This window comes from Bradyrhizobium sp. IC3195, assembly GCF_020193585.1.
Lineage (GTDB): Bacteria > Pseudomonadota > Alphaproteobacteria > Rhizobiales > Xanthobacteraceae > Bradyrhizobium > Bradyrhizobium yuanmingense.
The window spans coordinates 1-18,557 of sequence record NZ_JADYVG010000032.1; the positions used below are offsets into that span (position 1 = coordinate 1).

Annotated in this window: 13 protein-coding genes and 1 pseudogene; 10 read left to right on the forward strand and 4 right to left on the reverse strand. The window is 60.1% G+C overall.

Annotated elements, in window-relative coordinates; translation table 11 throughout:
* The first annotated feature begins 58 nt into the window (after positions 1-58).
* Both I6F09_RS34730 and I6F09_RS34735 read left to right on the forward strand, forming a co-directional pair.
* A complete protein-coding gene (locus I6F09_RS34730; protein WP_225190027.1) occupies positions 59-5,899 on the forward strand; it encodes a non-ribosomal peptide synthetase in 5,841 nt (1,946 codons plus the stop codon).
* A gap of 189 nt (positions 5,900-6,088) precedes the next feature.
* Positions 6,089-6,439 (forward strand): hypothetical protein, encoded by a 351-nt coding sequence (locus tag I6F09_RS34735; protein WP_225190028.1) that lies wholly within the window; start codon positions 6,089-6,091, stop codon positions 6,437-6,439.
* A 139-nt stretch (positions 6,440-6,578) separates the two neighbouring features.
* On the opposite strand, the gene I6F09_RS34740 is transcribed toward I6F09_RS34735, so the two are convergent.
* Together I6F09_RS34740 and I6F09_RS34750 are read right to left on the reverse strand one after the other, a co-directional pair.
* Positions 6,579-7,271, reverse strand: coding sequence for a hypothetical protein (locus tag I6F09_RS34740; protein WP_225190029.1), 693 nt, complete (start codon positions 7,269-7,271; stop codon positions 6,579-6,581).
* Between the two features lie 529 nt (positions 7,272-7,800).
* Positions 7,801-8,117 (reverse strand): annotated as a pseudogene (locus tag I6F09_RS34750) (zincin-like metallopeptidase domain-containing protein).
* A gap of 1,178 nt (positions 8,118-9,295) precedes the next feature.
* Here I6F09_RS34750 and I6F09_RS34755 point away from each other — a divergent pair.
* Complete coding sequence (locus I6F09_RS34755) at positions 9,296-9,817, forward strand: hypothetical protein (RefSeq protein ID WP_225190031.1); 522 nt, start codon at positions 9,296-9,298, stop codon at positions 9,815-9,817.
* A 231-nt stretch (positions 9,818-10,048) separates the two neighbouring features.
* Here I6F09_RS34755 and I6F09_RS34760 read toward each other — a convergent pair whose 3' ends face one another.
* Positions 10,049-10,732 (reverse strand): helix-turn-helix domain-containing protein, encoded by a 684-nt coding sequence (locus I6F09_RS34760; RefSeq protein WP_225190032.1) that lies wholly within the window; start codon positions 10,730-10,732, stop codon positions 10,049-10,051.
* Positions 10,733-11,291: 559 nt separating this feature from the next.
* On the opposite strand from I6F09_RS34760, the gene I6F09_RS34765 reads away from it, so the two are divergent.
* The gene (locus tag I6F09_RS34765; RefSeq protein ID WP_225190033.1) at positions 11,292-11,573 is read left to right on the forward strand and encodes a DUF3551 domain-containing protein; all 282 of its coding nucleotides are present in this window, start codon (positions 11,292-11,294) and stop codon (positions 11,571-11,573) included.
* A 237-nt stretch (positions 11,574-11,810) separates the two neighbouring features.
* Here the strand turns inward: I6F09_RS34765 and I6F09_RS34770 are convergent, their stop codons facing one another.
* Positions 11,811-12,038 carry a hypothetical protein gene (locus I6F09_RS34770; protein WP_225190034.1) on the reverse strand — a complete coding sequence of 76 codons (228 nt, stop codon included), beginning with the start codon at positions 12,036-12,038 and terminating at the stop codon, positions 11,811-11,813.
* A 298-nt stretch (positions 12,039-12,336) separates the two neighbouring features.
* Here I6F09_RS34770 and sfnG point away from each other — a divergent pair, with 298 nt between their 5' ends.
* From sfnG to I6F09_RS34800, 6 genes are all read left to right on the forward strand, one after another.
* Positions 12,337-13,443, forward strand: coding sequence for a dimethylsulfone monooxygenase SfnG (gene sfnG, locus I6F09_RS34775; protein ID WP_225190035.1), 1,107 nt, complete (start codon positions 12,337-12,339; stop codon positions 13,441-13,443).
* A 25-nt stretch (positions 13,444-13,468) separates the two neighbouring features.
* Positions 13,469-14,389, forward strand: coding sequence for an ABC transporter ATP-binding protein (locus tag I6F09_RS34780; protein ID WP_225190036.1), 921 nt, complete (start codon positions 13,469-13,471; stop codon positions 14,387-14,389).
* Positions 14,389-15,279, forward strand: a complete 891-nt coding sequence (locus I6F09_RS34785; RefSeq protein WP_225190037.1) for a branched-chain amino acid ABC transporter permease — start codon at positions 14,389-14,391, stop codon at positions 15,277-15,279. Before I6F09_RS34780 ends, I6F09_RS34785 begins: the two co-directional genes overlap by 1 nt.
* Before the next feature lie 3 nt (positions 15,280-15,282).
* The gene (locus tag I6F09_RS34790) at positions 15,283-16,329 is read left to right on the forward strand and encodes a branched-chain amino acid ABC transporter permease (protein ID WP_225190038.1); all 1,047 of its coding nucleotides are present in this window, start codon (positions 15,283-15,285) and stop codon (positions 16,327-16,329) included.
* 28 nt (positions 16,330-16,357) lie between these two features.
* Positions 16,358-17,689 (forward strand): ABC transporter substrate-binding protein, encoded by a 1,332-nt coding sequence (locus tag I6F09_RS34795; RefSeq protein ID WP_225190039.1) that lies wholly within the window; start codon positions 16,358-16,360, stop codon positions 17,687-17,689.
* Between the two features lie 69 nt (positions 17,690-17,758).
* Positions 17,759-18,553: an ABC transporter ATP-binding protein gene (locus I6F09_RS34800; protein WP_225190065.1), complete on the forward strand. Its 795-nt coding sequence runs from the start codon at positions 17,759-17,761 to the stop codon at positions 18,551-18,553.
* Positions 18,554-18,557: the final 4 nt, after the last annotated feature.

Here is an 18,557-nt window from a genome sequence, read left to right on the forward strand (position 1 = left end):
CCGGACGGCGGCGCCGTATCCTGCGGAGCGGTGCATCCACGAGCTGTTCGAGGCGCAGGTGCACAAGGCGCCGGATGCGGTGGCGGTGGTCTGCGAAGATGAGCAGCTGAGCTACGGCGAGCTCAATACGCGGGCCAACCGCCTAGCGCATCACCTTATCGCCCTCGGGGTCAGGCCGGACCAGCCGGTTGCTATCTGCGTCGAGCGCAGTCCGATGATGGTGGTGGGGCTTTTGGCGATCCTGAAGGCCGGCGGGGCGTATATGCCGCTGGACCCGGCCTATCCGTCGGCGCGGCTGCATCAGGTGCTCGACGATGCGGCCCCGCCGCTGCTGCTGGCCGATGTGGCTGGCCGTGCCGCCTTCGGCGCGGATGTGCCGGCCAATGTGAGCGTGGTGGAGCTCGATGCTGCGGCGCCGGCCTGGGCCAGCCTGCCGGAAGCGGATCCTGACCGGCGCGCGCTCGGCCTGACCTCCCGCAATCTCGCCTATGTGATCTACACTTCGGGATCCACGGGCACGCCCAAAGGGGCACAGAATGAGCATCGGGCTATCGTTAATCGCCTGATCTGGATGCAGAACGCCTATGGTCTGAAGCCAACAGACGTCGTGTTGCAGAAGACGCCATTTAGCTTCGATGTCTCGGCCTGGGAGTTCTTTTGGACTTTGCTTGAAGGGGCAACGCTGGTACTGGCGCCGCCCGGTGCGTACAGAGATCCCGATGCATTGGTCGACTTGATCGTCAGCCAGCACATCACGACGGTTCACTTCGTACCATCCATGCTGGTCAGCTTTTTGGATGCGAAGAGTGTTGACCGCTGCACATCGCTGCGGCGGGTTTTATGCAGCGGCGAGGCGCTCCCTGCCGCCAGTGTGTACACGGTTCGGCGCGTATTGCCCTGGACGGCCCTGCACAATCTCTACGGTCCGACTGAGGCCGCGATCGACGTTACATCCTGGAGCTGCCCGGCTGAGTTTGATGAGGCCATCGTCCCGATTGGCCGTCCTATTGCCAACACGCGGGTCTACTTGCTGGATGGTCATGGCGGGCTGGTGCCGTTCGGTGCGGTGGGCGAGCTCTGGATTGGCGGGGCGGGGGTGGCGCGGGGCTACCTGAACCGCCCTGAGCTGACAGCGGAGCGGTTCATCCCCAGTCCCTTTGTCGAGGGCGACCGGATGTACCGGACCGGCGACCTGGCACGCTACCTGCCGGATGGCAATCTGGAGTTTTTAGGCCGCAATGACGAGCAGGTGAAGATCCGCGGCTTCCGGATCGAACCGGGCGAGATCGTCGCGCGGCTTTGCGGCCACGCCTGCGTGCGCGAGGCGGTGGTGGTGGCGCGCGAGGATGGTCGCGGCGAGCAGCGCCTCGTTGCGTATGTCGTTGCCGCCGAAGCTGAGGAATCTGATCTTGCCGGCGGTTTGCGGGCGCATGTGAGTGCGGGGCTGCCGGACTACATGGTGCCGAGTGCGTTCGTGCGGCTGGCGGCGCTTCCGCTCACGGTGAATGGCAAGCTCGATCGAAACGCGCTGCCGGCCCCCAGCGACGAGGCGTATGCGCGTCGGACCTACGCGCCGCCACAGGGCGAGATGGAGACGGTGCTGGCGCAGATCTGGGCCGAGCTGCTGGGGCTGGAGCGGGTCGGACGGCACGACAACTTCTTCGAACTGGGAGGGCACTCGCTCTTGGCGGTGCAGATGATCGAGCGTCTACGGCGGCGGTCACTGCGCATCGAGGTGCGCACCTTGTTCGTCAAGCCGGTGCTGGCTGATCTGGCTGCAAGCCTGGGCCGCCATCACGAGGTGGCGGTCCCGGCCAACCTGATCACCGAGCGAAGTGCGGCGATCACGCCGCAGATGTTGCCGCTGATCGAGCTGGCGCAGGACGAGATCGACCGGATCATCGCCACGGTGCCCGGCGGGGTTTGCAACATCCAGGACATTTACGGCCTATCGCCGCTGCAGGACGGCATCCTGTTCCATCATTTGCTGGCGGCAAAGGGCGATCCATACCTACTGGTGTCGCAGATGGCGTTTGCCGAGCGTGGGCTGCTCGATCGCTATCTTGCCGCGGTCCAGCGGGTGGTGGATCGGCACGACATTCTGCGCACCTCGTTCGTCTGGGAGGGGTTGTCGCGGCCGGCCCAGGTAGTGTGGCGGGAGGCGCGACTGGAGGTGATCGAGGTTCAGCTGGATGGCGCTCATGGCGCTGGAGCCGAGCAGCTGAAGGAGCGGTTTGACCCCCGCCGGCACCGCATCGAGCTTGGCCGGGCTCCACTGCTGCGATTTATGATTGCGCGCGAGCCCGACAGCGCGCGCTGGCTGCTGCTGGAGCTGCAGCATCATCTGATCGGGGATCACACGACGCGGGACGTGATGCATGCTGAGGTCCGGGCCGAGCTGGAGGGGCGGGCGCATGAGCTGACCGAGCCACAGCCGTTCCGCAATCTGGTGGCGCAGGCGCATCTCGGCGATGATGCCAAGGCGCATGAAGCGTTCTTCCGGGAGCTGCTCGCAGACATCGACGAGCCGACCACGCCGTTCGGCTTGAGCGAGGTGCGTGGCGACGGCAGCGGGGTTCGAGAGGCGCAGCGGATGCTGCCGTCAGCGCTCCAAGCGAGGCTGCGCGAACAGGCACGGCGGCTGGGCGTGAGTCTGGCGAGCCTGTGCCATCTGGCGTGGGGACAGGTGGTGGCGCGCAGCAGCGGCCGCGAGCAGGTGGTGTTCGGCACGGTGCTGTTAGGCCGCCTGCAGGGCAGCGCTGGCGCCGACCGCACGATGGGGCTGTTCATCAACACCCTGGCGCTGCGGCTTGATCTTGATGGGACAGCGGTCGAGGCGAGCGTGCGAACCACGCACGCCCGGCTGGCCGAGCTCTTGGCGCACGAGCATGCCTCGCTGGCGCTGGCACAGCGCTGCAGCGCTGTTGCGGCGTCGGCGCCGCTGTTCAGCACGCTCTTGAACTACCGTCACAACACGGCGCCGGCTGTGCCCGGCTCCGGGATGGATGATGTCTTGTCGGCCATGGAATGGCTGAGTGAGGAGGAACGCACCAACTATCCCCTGACCCTGTCGGTGGAGGATTTTGGCGAGGCGCTCGGGCTGACGGCGCAGGTGGCGGAGCCTATCTCTGCGGATCGGATCTGCGGCTACATGCAGCGGGTGCTCGAGGAGATGGCAAAGGCGCTGGAGCATGCCCCGGATACGCCGGTACGCGAGTTGGACATCTTGCCAGCTGAAGAGCGCACCTATCTGCTGGAGGATCTGAACCGGACGGCGGCGGCCTATCCATCGGACCTGTGCGTCCATGAGCTGTTCGAGGCGCAGGTGCAAAAGGCGCCGGAGGCGGTGGCGCTGGTCTGCGAAAACGAGCGGCTGAGCTATGGCGAGCTCAACGCGCGGGCCAACCGGCTGGCGCATCACCTGATCACCCTCGGGGTCAAGCCGGACCAGCCGGTTGCGATCTGCCTCGAACGCAGTCCGGCGATGGTGGTTGGTGTCTTGGCGATCCTCAAGGCTGGCGGTGCCTATCTGCCGTTGGACCCAGCCTATCCCAGCGAGCGGCTGCATCAGGTTGTCGACGATGCCGCGCCGCGGCTGCTGCTTTGCGACGTCGTCGGTCGCGCAGCACTCGGCCCCGAGGTGCTGACCGATGTGACGGTCATCGATGTGGAGACGGCCACGCCCGCCTGGGCCAAACGGGCGGCTTCAAACCCTGACCGGCGCACGCTTGGCCTCACATCGGGCCATCTCGCTTATGTGATCTACACCTCAGGCTCAACCGGAACCCCAAAGGGGGTCATGGTCCAGCATCAAGGGTTGGTCAATCTGCTGTCGGCTCAGGTCGGCCTCTTTGGCGCTTCTTCCAACAGCCGCGTCGTGCAGTTCGCCTCCATTGCTTTTGATGCAAGCGCTTGGGAGCTTGTTATGGCGTTTGGCTCCGGAGCCGCTTTGCACTTGCCTGCGGAAGAGATCCGTCAAGCGAGTAACAAGCTATCGGATTATCTCCAAAGCGAAGCCATCACCCACGCGACATTACCCCCAGCGTTGCTTCAGACAAACAAGGATCCGAAATGTTTGGCTGTGCAAGTTCTCGTTCTTGCTGGAGAGCTGCCGAAGCCAGAACTCATCCGAAGTCTGGCCCCAACATCAATTGTCAATGCTTACGGCCCGACCGAGGCAACAGTCTGTGCGACGATCTGGACTTGCCCGGCTGATTTTAATGGGTCATTGGTCCCGATCGGGCGCCCAATCGCCAACACGCGGGTGTACTTGCTGGATGGCCATGGCGCGCCTGTGCCGTTCGGCGCGGTGGGCGAGCTTTACATTGGCGGGGCGGGGGTGGCACGGGGCTACCTGAACCGCCCTGAGCTGACCGCGGAGCGGTTCATCGCCAGTCCCTTTGTCGAGGGCGACCGGCTGTACCGGACCGGCGACCTTGCATGTTATCTGCCGGACGACAATCTTGAGTTCCTGGGCCGCAACGACGATCAGGTGAAGATCCGCGGCTATCGCATCGAGCCGGGCGAGATCGTCGCGCGGCTTTGCGAGCACGCCTGGGTGCGCGAGGCGGTGGTAGTGGCGGGCCAGAACGGCGCCGGCGACAAACATCTGATCGCCTATGTGGTCTGCGCGCCCGAGGCCGGCTCGGACGAGGGCGATGGAGGCGGGCTTGCGGGCGCCTTGCGGGCGCACTTAAGTGCGCGGCTGCCGGACTACATGGTGCCGAGTGCGTTCGTGCGGCTAGCGGCGCTTCCGCTCACGGTGAATGGCAAGCTCGATCGGAACGCGCTGCCGGCGCCGGCCGATCAGGCCTATGCGCTGGCGGCCTACCAGTCGCCGCAAGGTGCGGTCGAGACGACGCTGGCGCAGATCTGGGCCGAGCTCCTTGGTGTCGAGCGCATCGGGCGCAACGACCACTTCTTCGAACTGGGCGGCCACTCGCTCCTCGCCGTGCAGATGCTCAGTCGAGCATTAAATCTTGGGCTGAGTTTTAGCGCCACCGACCTCTTCCAAGCCCCTGTTCTAAAGGAGCTTGCATCGAAGATTCGTTTGCAGGTGCAGCCCAGTAACACGGCGGTGATTCCCGTTCGACCGACCGGATCGCAGCCACCTCTCTTCTTTGTCCCCACAGGTTTTGGGGATTGTTCGTATGTCCTCGGTTTGGCAGCGGAAATGGATGCAGACTGCTCGGTCTACGCTCTGCAATGGCCCCCTTTCGATGACATTCGTCCACCGACTCTTGAGGCGATGGCCGCGGAGGTGATTCTTGCGATTAAACAGATCCAGCCCCGTGGCCCATACCGTTTTGCTGGATACTCATCAGGTGCAATCCTGGCTTATGCAATTGCCGAGCAGTTACTGAGTGTTGATGAAGTTGTGTCATTCATGGCGTTCATCGATGTCAGTCTACCCGCGGCTTCTTCAAACGGATCACTGAAGAATTTGGCGCGAGAATTTGTTTTGGATCGTTGTGGAATCTTGCGCGATGAGTATCACGAGGTTCTGGAACGCGACACCGAACCATGTTCCATCTCTGAGTTGCTTGAAAAGGCGCAGCAAATAGGAGCGTTAGCTCCAGATCACGATCTTCGCAGTGACGTTTCAATGTATCAAAGGGCCGCGACATTTCACCGCGCGCTACAATCGTATCGCGTTCCGTCGCTCGCGATTGAAATGCATCAGTTCTATGCGAGTGAGCCTCTCGTCAGTCGTTGGGTACCACCTGACAAGCAACCCAATAGCGACTTGCCAAACCAGGGCTGGGACCGGGTCGTGAATGCTGGGGCTATTCGTGCCGTACCGGTTCCAGGCAACCACGCGACAATGGTGAGCAATCCAGAAAACCGCCGAGTTCTGGCTCGAGCCATTTCAACAGCCTTGATCGGGACTGTTGAATAGACCGAGAGAACCTTCTCCGAAAGCTGAGGGTTCGAAGCTTCGTCTCAAGCTCCAGCGCTGCTCGGAGAAGGGCGGAAGCTAATCATTTCTTTATGTTTATGTCAGCGATTGCTGAAATCCCGAAATGTTGGCGATCGCCGACCTTTTAGGGTATCAGCGATCGCTTACACATGCGAATGGACTATGTTCATGCGCACACCTGCTGATCTCGGCGCCGTCATTCGCGACAGGCGAAAACACCTCCAGCTCGACCAGGCGACCCTGACGACGAAGATCGGCGTCAGCCGACAATGGGTGATCGACATCGAGCGAGGCCACCCGTGCGCTGAACTGCTGAGCCTGGAGTTGACCCAGGCGATTAAGAAAATAGATGAATCAGTCGTTCCCTCCGTAAGCCAAACAGGGTTATTAGGCGAAGCAAACTGCCGCGATTTCCTTCAAATGGGGAGGCGACTGGCGAAGCCGAAGAGATCGTCGATCACATCGATCCTCCGATCCTCGGCCACCTCTGTGCCATTGCTTCTGAGGCGCGCCCAGTAGTTCTCGACCTCATCTTCCTTCGCGTCCGGTCAAACAACGAGACCCGTGAACAATCCGATGCACAGACGTCTTGAAGGTCGGCCTTCCAAAGGTCCTCGTCGTGATAGAAGGACGTGATCGATGTAGGCATGGGCGGATTTTACTGCGCCTGTTTGGCATCGCTTCGGAGGGCGCTATTCGCGAAGAGTTCAAGCTGGCCGTCGTGCGCCGGTTCGAACTCCGCCGTCCGCTCCTGGTCATTGACAGTTGGAAGCAGATGCAACTGGTTGACGTGCAGGACCCTTCCCGCAACAAAAATTTGGTAGAACTCAAATAGCATCTTCGGGCTTATGCCGCCGTCTCTCTCGTTGTTTGCATCGTAGGAGGTTTCGGCGAGGATTGCCTCGGCGTTACGGTCGATGTGGTCGCACAACGCGCGAAAGCGCTTGGTGATCGTGAGGACATTGGCTGCCTCGCTCTCGAACTCGTCCACTGTCGGCTCGCCGATGCGACGCTTGTTCAGTCGTGCCCGAACCTCACGGAATTCATAATTGACGCGCGAGAGGAAGATTACAAAAGCCGTCGGCACCCTCAGATGTTTAGCGTAGAGTTCGATGTGCCAAAAATACAGGGGACTACGATTGTTCTCAAAAGCACTGATTGTCTTGGGAGAGAGAGCTTCTCTCCCGTAATCATATTTCAGCCTCGCGAGTTTTCCCGCGAAGGCTTCCAGCGTCAGAACCCGGCCTGAGAAATTCTCCCGGATCGCGCGGAGCACCTGAGCGAGACTCTGGGGATTGCTACGATTAGGTGGAGAGGCAGAATCCGTTTTGGTTTTTGCACGCACTGTCACAGACAGCCATCCACGTCATCGCCGCACTATTTGAGAATTGGTTAACATCAGCTACTATAAAGCCGCCGCCTAGGGCGACGGCTTTATGTCATCGTGAGTAGCCGCTCACGACGCCCAAGGTGGCTTAGGCCCTAACCGTTGGAGGTTGAAATGGCCGTCTACTACCCTGTTCTAAAAAGTGTGATGCGTCCTCCAGTGGATGAAATCCTCTGGATTCTCCAAGTGTTGCACCTCTTAATTGAGGTCGTAGCACGATTCTTCAATCACTAAGATAGTGCGCCCAGTTTTCTCGTAACGCAAGAAATTCTTGAGACGCGAGAAAATTGGGCGTAACGGCGAGCGGCCGGACATTAGCATCCACAGCCCGCGAATCAAGGGCGATTCGCCGCGAGGAAACGAATCAGTTCGAAGCGGCGCCCTTTTAGCTCATCCCTGGCTCGACGCAATCCTTGGGCACTGCAGATTGCGAAATGAGCCTGGGTTAATCTCGGATGCCTGAAGTGGCGCTGCTGCCCTCAAGACCGGGCATTTAGCCAGGCGTTCCTAATAAGAAACGGGTCGCCTCTCCGGCCTTCGACGCAGCGGTGAAGATCGCCCGCTTGTCGGTTTTGAGCGTCTTCAGCCAGTGCGCCAAGTATTGCGGTCACAGCGATGAGCCGGGCCGGTCCAATGGGTCAGCTCATGGAGCAGGGTGGAGTAGTAGGCTTCGGTCGCGGTTGACGTCGCTGATCCAGTGAACGTCGCGCGGTCGCATGTGGATTTGATCCAGCTTCGGCAAATAGCAGGCGAGGCTTCCGCCATGGCCGATCGTTGCCCCGGTGCGTGCAACGAAGGATTCGATGTCATGCAGCTGCTCGACAGAAGACGTCGGACTCTTACATTCTGTTCGCAAACGAAAGCGGTGAGTTCGCGGTGGATTGCCTCGCGGGGCAATACATGTCGCGGGGCCTCCGTGAGCTGATCTGCTATTGCGTTCACTCTGGCATGCCACCTTAAGAAGCCGAGTGAGTGACGGTCAGTCCCTCCTTCAAGTTATGCTCTGTCTCGTCAATTTTGCGATGAAACTGCCAATCCTACGATCGAAGGAAGGAAAGGTTTACTTTCAATAAGGCGCTGACATCTTAGTTCGGTTTTTAACAGCCCCGCTGTGGCGTCGATGCCGCGTCGAACGCAACCTGAAATTACACCTGATACTCCACTTCGCCTTGCCGATGCTGTGAAGGTCGCATTTCCTTTGGGAGGAATGACCGTCGCGGGTTTGCGTCGTGAGCGCGACCGTAATCGACTGGTTATCGAGAAGATTGCGGGCAAGGAATTTACAACGCTGGCTCATATCGGACGGATGAGAGAGCTATGCCGCGAAGAAGCAAGGGCGCCCGACTTCAGCTCAAGGCTGCCCGCCGAAACAAGAGCGCATAAATCACTCACCGGGCAATCTGGATCATCAGAGACAACGGCCGGGATGTCAGCACAGGCTGCGCTGCAGATGAGATTGCGGCCGCGGAGGAAAAGCTAGGAGATTACATCAGCTCTAAACACAAGCCAAAGCGAAGAATCCTCCACATAGACGATATCGCTATCGCGGATGTCCTCTCGATTTATTTGGACGCGCAGTTAGACAATCTTCGCGGCCGTTTCAATGTCGATAGCGAGAGCAAAGATACGATCGCCAATATCCGCAACTTTAAGAAGCAGATCGAACCGTTGAACGGGTGGTGGGGGTAAAAATGCCCAAAGCCATCCCAGTCATCGTGAATGCTTGACGCGGGGCTGGCCGGTATCGAGAGGTACGTCGATCCGCTTGCCGCTCTGGTCAGCCGCTACGATCACGTGATCGGCGTACAGGGTGCCAGTCGTGCAATGTTTTGTTGCCATTGAGCTGTAATCCGGCTTGGTACGATCGCCGGCGCCGACGCCCAACTCTGTTATCGCGACTCCGATTATCGCACTATTCGCGATGGCTCTGAGCCACCGCGCTTGGTGGCCTCATCCTTGTTCAGGCGTAAGTCCTCGAGCAGGTCGAAGTGTGTCCTCTGCGCCTGTGGCAGATTGGAGTCCGTAGGCGCAAGTGCAATGAGCAGATCGAAGGTCTGACGAAGCGATGCGCCGAGACCACCGAACTTGACCGGAACCCGCAAGGCTCCAAACCCCGCCGCTTTGAGCAGCTTTATCGCTTCGAACGGGACAACGCGGTTTCGCTCGCGCTCCACCGCCCCCGCGGCGATCCCCTCAAGCACAGGCCGGAGCGAATCGCTTCTCGAATGGAATGCATTCAGTTTTACGCATTGATCGTATCCACGTCATGCGTTCGCCGCCCCGACTCTGCGATGACCCATTTCGCGCAGCTGATTTTTTTCCTTGAATGGCGCGCCGCCTCGAACGAATGTCTTGGATCCCGCAGAAATACAGTCTGGCTCTCCAACGACAGGGGAATATTCTTCGTGAGCGTGGATTTTCGGTCTACTGAGTTGCGCGGAGAGAAGCAGAACAATGACCATTCACCACGTGGGCCCCATTTCAGCGATGGAGAACTGGAGAACGGCTGAGCGTCTATTCCAAAGGACGGGTTGCCAAAATGCTGACCGGTTGGCTCAACTGTCTGTATGATCCGGCAGTGCTTACCGGCACCGTGCGAAGGCACATCGTAGCGTTCAGGAAATAGTGCTCGATAGCTGACTGGTGCGCCTCAGAGATGCGGACCAATTTATATCTGAAAGCCGGTAGTTGCTGCGCGAGCGATCCTGGCCTCGACCGAAGGGTCTTACGCCGTCCGCGATTTAGCTTTGCAGGTCAACGCTCGCGAGCCGCTGCCGGTCCAGAATCACGATCTCGCGTTGAGTATTGCCGATGAAATCGAGGACGCCATCACTGTGCAATTGCGATACTGCACGCGAAACGGTCTCGATGGTCAGGCCAAGGTAATCCGCGATATCACGCCGAGACATTGGCAGCGAGATAACGTCAGCAGCCGTGAGCCGTTCATCCATTTCGTGCAAGAACGCGGCAACGCGCTCCAGGGCGGTTTTGCGTCCAAGCAGCAGCATATGGTTTTCGGCGTGCTGCAAGTTATTCGTAGTCAGGCTGAGCAAGGTGCGCCAGACAACCGCGTCAGTCGCGGCCACCGTCTCAAGATGTTGCCGCCTGATCAGGCGAACAGTGGTTTGGATGATTGCTTCCGCCGTGAATCGGTGGGCTACGCCGTTCTCGAGGCCAAAAATATCACCTGGCAAATGAAATGCGCCGATCTGACGGCGTCCATCGGGGAGTAACTTGCAAGTCCGTACCGCGCCTTTTCTGACCTGATAGACGTACTCGGCTGGGTCACTCTCGATGTAGATCGTCTTACCTTTCTTGTAAGTGAATTCGCTCAAGCTGACGATCGGATTTGACCCGCTCGATATGCCGAGCTCACTGAGCGAATTGATGCGGGATCTTTGGTCTGTGGTGATGCTCACAAACATGGTCCGACACTCCTAAACCAGAATATGCGAAGGGAATTGGAGCCTCGCGAATAAATTGGGTGCAATCCATGGATGCCTGCACAGTGTTTAACAATCATCTATGAAAAAGAAGTCGTGTCGTTGTGACGCAGTGCCCGCGCAACAGTCGAGGCGAGGCAATTTTGGCCTTCGATCGTCGAGGATAGGTGCCCGGCAACACGCCTCAGAGCGAATGGAACGATCCTAGATTTGACTGCTGTACGAGTGTTCTGCTGCGCGAAGGCGCCAAGTCGCGCTTAAAAGGTGCGTTTCGCCGGGCGGTGTCGCTGGAAGGCTGCTTCGAAATGCCGGCGGGTTAGCCCAGGACCGAGGACGGGTCGAATAATCCGCTCCAACCCTCTCATTGCTCCCCACCCTTATATCCAACGTCCTGCTCAAGTGTCCCGCTCGGGTCTCTGCCCACGGGTGATGGTCTTGCTGACGATAGTCCGACTGGACCCACCATCTGCCATTGATTAAGATCAAACCGCTTTATTCGGATCCTCTATCCTTCAGCGAATTGACGGAGGCAAGAGATCTCATGCGCTACGTTCTCGCTATCGGAGTGCTAACACTTCCCATCCTCGTCGGCTTTGGATCAGGCTCGACCGCCGCTTCACGGGTTCATTCGTACACCCCACCGACCCGCCAAGACGTTTATTGCTTGCAGGGCCGAGCCTGGGGATATCCGGGCAACTGCCAGTTCTCAACCTATAGCCAGTGCATGGCTACCGCCTCTGGCACATATGCCTATTGCGGTATCAATCCGATCTACGCCTTCGAGCGACAGGGAAGGCAATTCGGCTGGAGCGAACGTCGTTAGGTCAGCCAAGGACGGCGTTGGATGAACGGGCGGGCCGTCCAGGCTCTTGTTGCCGTTCGCTCGATTCCGCCTATTCTGCGCTGAATCCGTTGGGGCGTTCGTTTGATTGCGTCCAGTGCCGAGCGTGCTTGCATGTTGGACGGCAATAGCAGGTCCGACCATGCGAATTCGATGTCTCCGATCTCTTCGGCAGAGCAAGTGATCTCAGATGCCGCGAATGCGATTGGAATATTCCAGTCAGCGGCCGAAGCCGCAGTATTTGGTGCAGATGGCTATCCGATGCCGCCGTAGGGCCGTGGCGATTTGAATGACCTTCTGCGCGGCGACGAAATGATCAGCTTGCACCCACACAGCAACAAACGATGCGTTCGCCGCTAAACAAAAGGAAGCTGATTTTCCCCGCGTGGCGAAAAATAGTTCGTCTTGGACTCGCATGGTCGAACAATCTCTGAGAGGATTGATCATCAGGAGATGGTCCCACTCAGGAGCGCGGACAATGCGCAACTACGTCTTCGACAACGTTACGCATTTGATTCCGAGCAAGCTCGTCGACCAGTTGTGTTCGTGTTGCTCCTGAGCGGCGTCTTAATTCATAGAGACGATCTGGCCTGAGATCGCTCTAGCTCCTCGAAATGAATAACGCAAACGCTGGCTGAACAGCAGTGTCGGCGCCCGTTCGTCTTGATCGGCGTGGTCGCATGGTGCTGCGCGCTCAGGCCGCGCCTACCTCGCAGTAAGTGTCATTCTCAAGGGACAAACCAGGATGTCTGTAAACAACGAACCGATCAAATTCGCCTACTGGGTGCCGAACGTATCCGGCGGGCTCGTGATTTCTTCGATCGAGCAGCGTACCAGCTGGGACATCGACTACAACCGGAAGCTCGCTCAGATCGCCGAAAAGGCGGGCTTCGACTACGCACTCAGTCAGATCCGATTCACGGCGGGTTACGGAGCCGACAAGCAGCACGAGCCGGTCAGCTTCTCGCATGCGCTGCTGGCTGCGACTGAAAAGCTCAAGGTGATCGCCGCTCTCCTTCCCGGGCCATGGAATCCGGCCGTAGCGGCGAAGCAGATCGCGACGCTCAGCCAGCTTACCAACGCGCGCGTTGCGGTGAATATTGTGTCCGGTTGGTTCCGCGGTGAATTCCACGCAATCGGAGAGCCCTGGCTCGATCACGATGAGCGCTACCGGCGTTCGGAGGAGTTCATCAATGCTCTGCGCGGGATTTGGACGGAAGAGAGCTTCACACTCAAGGGGGACTTCTATCGGTTCAACGAGTACTCGCTGAAGCCGAAACCGCTCGATCCGCTGCCCGAGATCTTCCAGGGCGGCTCTTCGCGCGCCGCCCGCGACATGGCCGCTCGCGTGTCCGACTGGTACTTCACGAACGGGAATACGCCCGAGGGGCTGAAAGCGCAGGTCGAGGACATCAGGTCCAAGGAGAAGGCTTTCGGCAAGAGCTTTAAGACCAAAATCGGAATCAATGCATTCGGCATCGTCCGGAAAGCCGAAAAGGAAGCCAAGGACGTCCTGCAGGAAATCCTCGACAAGGCGATTCCCGATGCAGTTCGCGGCTTCCACCATGAGGTCCAGAACGCCGGCAACGCCAGCCCCGAGCGAGAGGGCAATTGGGCCAAGTCCACCTTCCAGGATCTCGTTCAATACAACGACGGCTTCCGCTCGAACCTGATCGGCACGCCGCAGCAAGTCGCTGAACGGATTATCGAGCTCAAGCATGCCGGCGCCGACCTGATCCTGCTCGGGTTCCTGCACTTCCAGGAAGAGGTCGAATATTTCGGCAAGCATGTGATCCCGCTGGTCCGCGAACTCGAGGCAAGGACGCCCGTACGCGTTCAGGCTGCCGAATAGGTGTAAAGCGAGGGGCAGCCACGTGATGGCGATTGCGACAGGGACGGGGGCGTATCGGTTGGAGCAGATGCTTCCACGCCGCTACGCGGATGTATCGACAGAAACGCGCGAGGAGGCGCTGGACGGGGGCGCGGGCGAGTCTGCCAAGGCGCCCGTGCGGCCAATCCTCGGACTTGCGAACATTTCGCTGACATTCGGCGGCGTCGCAGCGCTACGCAAGATCGATCTGGAGGTCGCGCGGGGTGAGATCCTGGCAGTGATCGGGCCGAACGGTGCCGGCAAGAGCTCGCTCCTCAATATCGTCAGTGGAATTTACAGGCCCGATCGCGGCGAGGTGTTGTTTGGCGAGCACTCCTTTCGCGAAGTGCCGACATCGAAGCTGGCCCCCCTTGGTGTGGCGCGAACGTTCCAAAATCTGGCGCTCTTCAAGGGACTTTCCGTTTTCGACAATGTGCTGATGGGGCTGGCGCATCGCGTGCGTGCTGGATTTCTACGGCAGATCGTCGGCTCGCCACTGGTGAGACGGATGGAGGCGGAGAACCACGCGGCCGCGGAAGAAGTGATCGGGTTTCTGCATCTTGGCGAGGTTCGTGACCGCCTTGCTGGAACGCTTTCCTATGGGCTGCAGAAGCGCGTCGAGCTGGCGCGGGCCCTCGGCATGCGGCCGAAGCTCCTGCTGTTGGACGAGCCGTTCGCGGGCATGACCCTCACGGAGAAACGAGAGCTGTCGCAGCATGTGCGCAACGCTCGTGACAGTTTTGGCGCAGCAATCGTACTGATCGAGCATGACATCGGCGTGGTGATGGGACTGTCCGATCGCGTGGCCGTACTCGACTACGGGCGAAAGATCGCCGACGGAACGCCGGATCAAGTCCGTGCCGATCCTGCGGTGATCGACGCCTATCTCGGCGTCGCACATGAGGACGATAAGGAGCTTGCGATCTGATGCTCGATTACCAGTTTCTGCTTGAGGTGCTGATCGGCGGCCTGCTCTCGGGTGTGATGTACTCGCTGGTCGCAATCGGGTTCGTGCTGATCTACAAGACCTCGGGCATGCTCAACTTCGCGCAAGGCGCGATGCTGCTGTTCGCGGCCCTGACCTTCGTCAGCCTGATCGAGCGCGGCACGCCATTCGTTGCCGCACTAGCCGCGACGCTGGTCATCATGGTCGTGCTGGGAATCGCCACCGAGCGGTTGGTGCTGCGGCCGCTCGTCAACCAGCCGCCGATCACCCTCTTCATGGCGACCCTCGGGCTCTCCTACGTCATCGAGGGCGTAGCCCAGCTTCTGTGGGGCACTCAAGTTCACGGCCTCGACATTGGCATCAGCGACACGCCGTTCGAGGTGGCGGGCGTGCTGATCAGCCGGTTCGACCTGTTTGCGGCGGCAGTCGCCGGCAGCCTGGTCGCGCTGTTTGCACTCTTCTTTCGCTACACTCGCACCGGGCTGTCGTTTCGCGCTGTCGCCGATGATCAATTTGCGGCTCTGGCGGTCGGGCTCCGGCTACCACGGGTCTGGGCCGCGGTCTGGACGGTGGCAGGGATCGTTGCCCTGGGCGGTGGGCTCCTATGGGGCGCGCGGCTCGGCGTGCAGTTCTCGCTGTCGCTTGTCGTCCTGAAGGCGCTCCCGGTCTTGGTTCTCGGCGGATTCGACTCGATCACGGGGGCGATCGTCGGCGGCCTTCTGGTAGGCGCCATCGAAAAACTGGCGGAGGTCTATGTCGGACCATTCTTTGGCGGCGGCATCGAAGCCTGGGCCGCCTATGTCGCGGCACTTGCGCTCCTTTTGGTCCGGCCATCAGGCCTGTTCGGGCGGAAGCTGGTCGAGAGGGTGTAAGGCATGTTGGCTCTCCCTTCCGCCAAATCGAGCTGGTTGTTCAGCGAGCCGCTGTGGATCGGCCTCGTGATTGTGGCCGCCTACGGCATCGTTCCGCTCGCGGGGACGGACTATCTGCTCGACGCTGTGCTCACGCCGTTTCTTGCGCTTTCACTGGCCGCCGTAGGGCTCAACGTCCTGACTGGTTATGCCGGTCAGGTCTCACTCGGCTCTGCCGCCTTTCTCGCTCTCGGCGCCTACGCCGCCTACAATCTTCATCTTCGTATCCCGGCATTGCCGCTGCTCGTCGATTTGGTGCTGGCCGGAGGCGTGGCGGCGGCAATCGGCATCGTATTCGGGCTGCCGAGCCTTCGGCTACGCGGATTCTACCTCGCCGTTTCGACGCTCGCCGCGCAGTTCTTCGTGCAGTGGGTGCTGACCAAGTTCAGCTGGTTCTCCAACGACAATCCATCAGGAGTGATCGACGCGCCGATTCTCAGTATCGGCAGCATCGCGTTCACGACCCCCGCCGAACGTTACGTATTTTCGCTGACGATCGTGGTCGTTCTGACCCTGCTGACGCTCCGACTACTGCGTTCCCAATCTGGCCGCAACTTCATCGCGGTACGCGATCACGAGATCGCGGCCAAGGTGATTGGTGTGCCGCTCTTGCGCACCAAGCTGCTCGCCTTCGCGATCTCGTCCTTCCTGATTGGTGTTGCCGGCGTGCTCTGGGCATTCGCTTATTTACGCACGGTCGAGCCGGCCGGGTTCAATCTGGATCGCTCGTTCCAGATCCTGTTCATCATCATCATTGGAGGCCTGGCCTCGCTGCGCGGCTCCTTCATCGGCGCTGCCTTCATCGTTGTCTTCCCGCTCCTATTGTCGCGGATCGGTGCCGCGTTGCTTGGCAGCGTGTTCGATTCGGGTGTTCTGGAGATGAGCCAGCGCATCGTGATTGGTGGCCTCATTATCGCTTTTCTGATCGCAGAGCCGCGCGGGCTGATTGCGCTGTGGGACCGCGCCTGGGCCGCCATCCGGCCCGCCAGGCGCTCAGTGTGTCCGACCTGAGATTTTACTTAACCCAAAGGAGCTTGCAATGAACGTGATGAGACGTCTGAAGGTTGCGCTGGCTGGGGCACTCGCCGTAGGCCTTGCCACTACGTTGGCGGCGCACGCCGACGAACAGTTCTTTCCGCTGCAAAGCTACCGTGTCGGTCCCTATGCCGCGGGAGGAACCGGGTTTTTCGGTGGCTTCATCGATTATCTCAATCTGATCAACATCCGCGATGGCGGCGTCAACTGCGTCAAGCTCACCTGGGATGAGGGTGAGACCCAGTACGAGGTCGAGCGTGGTGTTGAGGTTTACGAACGGCTGAAGAGCCGTCCGGGAATTGCGGCGTGGAACCCGCTGTCGGTCGGCATCGCCTACGCCATGATCGATCGCATCACCAAGGACAAAGTGCCGCTGATCACCATCAATCATGGCCGCACCGACTCCACCGATGGCCGCGTGTTTCCTTTCGTTTTTCCGCTGCTTCTCAACCCCTACAGCGAAACGTCGGGAATCGTGAACTACATCGCCTCCAGAGAGGGCGGTCCGGACAAGCTGCAGGGTAAGAAGATCGTCGTGCTCTATCACGGCTCGCCCTACGGCAAGGAGACGATTCCGATCTATAAGCTCTTGGCCGACAAATACGGCTTCAGCCTGGAGCAGATCGAGGTCCCGCACCCCGGCAGCGAGCAGCAATCCCAATGGCTGTCTATCCGCAGGGCCAAGCCCGATTACGTGGTCTTGCGAGGCTGGGGCGCGATGAACCCGGTGGCCTTGAAGACCGCCCAGAAGGTCGGCTTCCCTGCCGACCACATCATCGGAAACGTCTGGTCCAACTCCGAAGAGGATGTCATTCCCGCCGGTGACGCCGCCAAGGGCTACATCGCGATCACGACCCAGGCCTCCGGCGCCGAATATCCCGTGCTCCAGGAGGTGATCAAGACTGTCTATGGCCCGAACAAGGGCAATCTTGAGGACAAGAAGCGCATCGGCAGCGTCTATCACAACCTCGGAATCGTAAACGGCATCCTCAATGTCGAAGCTGTCCGGATCGCGCAGGCAAGGTTCGGCAAGCGTACGCTGACGGGCGACGAGGTCCGCTGGGGATTTGAGCACCTCCAGCTCGACCCGGCACGGGTCGAGGCGCTGGGCGCGAAGGGCCTGTTCCATTCGATCAACGTCACCTGGGACAATCACGAAGGGGACGGCCGCGTCACCTTCCAGCAGTGGGATGGCAGCAAGTGGAAGGTCGTCTCGGACTGGATCGCGCCGGATTGGGCATCCCTGCGGCCCATCATCGAGAAGTCATCGGCCGCCTATGCGAAGGAGCACAACATCAAGATCCGCGCCTCCGGCGATGATCAGGTCGGCCAGTAGCGGAATGGCAGGAACTGGGTCACTGCGGGAGCCCGGCTCCCGCAGCTTTCAGGCGGGGTGAACCGGGGCATGAGTGACGTTCTGCTTTCGATCGAAGGCTTGGCGGCAACCTACAACCACGCCATTCGCGCCGTAAACGACGTGTCGTTTGCGGTTCGCCGCGGCGAAATCGTCGCCGTCCTCGGCGCAAACGGAGCCGGCAAGTCGACGACGCTCCAGGCAATCTCGGCGCTGCTGCCGGCTCGGCGCGGTCAAGTGGCCGCCGGGCGCATCATCTTCGACGGCCGCGACATCGTGTCCGCATCGCCCGCGAAGCTGGTCCGGGCCGGGATTGTTCCGGTGCTTGAGGGCCGGCATTGCTTCCCCTCGCTGACTGTCGAGGAGAACCTTATCACCGGCGCCATTTGCCGCGATGCAAAGTCTCGCCTGATCCGCGGCGACCTTGACAAGATCTACGAGCTTTTCCCGCGACTGAAGGATCACCGCAGGTCGATCTCGGGGCTCACATCGGGCGGCGAGCAGCAAATGACGGCGATCGGCCGAGCGCTGATGTCACGTCCACGTCTCTTGGTGCTGGACGAGCCGTCGATGGGACTTGCGCCGCTCGTTGTCGAGGGCATTTTCCGAACGCTGAAGCAGCTGAACAGCGAGCAGGGGCTTTCAATCCTGGTCGCGGAACAGAATTCGACGGTGGCGCTGCGCTTTGCCGACCATGCGGTCGTGCTTGAGAGCGGCCGCAGCGTGCTGTCCGGCTCGTCAGTCGAATTGCAGAGCCGCGACGACATCAAGGCCCTTTACCTCGGCGGTTCGCCGCAAACCGACGCCGCCGAGAAACCGCTCATCCATGCCGTTGTCGCAGTTTGACGAA

Excerpts from the sequence above, each read along its gene's own strand:
- I6F09_RS34735 (WP_225190028.1), top strand. The coding sequence starts at position 6,089 with ATGCGCACACCTGCTGATCTCGGCGCCGTCATTCGCGACAGGCGAAAA.
- I6F09_RS34760 (WP_225190032.1), bottom strand. The coding sequence starts at position 10,732 with ATGTTTGTGAGCATCACCACAGACCAAAGATCCCGCATCAATTCGCTC.
- I6F09_RS34765 (WP_225190033.1), top strand. The coding sequence starts at position 11,292 with ATGCGCTACGTTCTCGCTATCGGAGTGCTAACACTTCCCATCCTCGTC.
- I6F09_RS34770 (WP_225190034.1), bottom strand. The coding sequence starts at position 12,038 with ATGATCAATCCTCTCAGAGATTGTTCGACCATGCGAGTCCAAGACGAA.
- sfnG (WP_225190035.1), top strand. The coding sequence starts at position 12,337 with ATGTCTGTAAACAACGAACCGATCAAATTCGCCTACTGGGTGCCGAAC.
- I6F09_RS34780 (WP_225190036.1), top strand. The coding sequence starts at position 13,469 with ATGGCGATTGCGACAGGGACGGGGGCGTATCGGTTGGAGCAGATGCTT.
- I6F09_RS34785 (WP_225190037.1), top strand. The coding sequence starts at position 14,389 with ATGCTCGATTACCAGTTTCTGCTTGAGGTGCTGATCGGCGGCCTGCTC.
- I6F09_RS34790 (WP_225190038.1), top strand. The coding sequence starts at position 15,283 with ATGTTGGCTCTCCCTTCCGCCAAATCGAGCTGGTTGTTCAGCGAGCCG.
- I6F09_RS34795 (WP_225190039.1), top strand. The coding sequence starts at position 16,358 with ATGAACGTGATGAGACGTCTGAAGGTTGCGCTGGCTGGGGCACTCGCC.
- I6F09_RS34800 (WP_225190065.1), top strand. The coding sequence starts at position 17,759 with ATGAGTGACGTTCTGCTTTCGATCGAAGGCTTGGCGGCAACCTACAAC.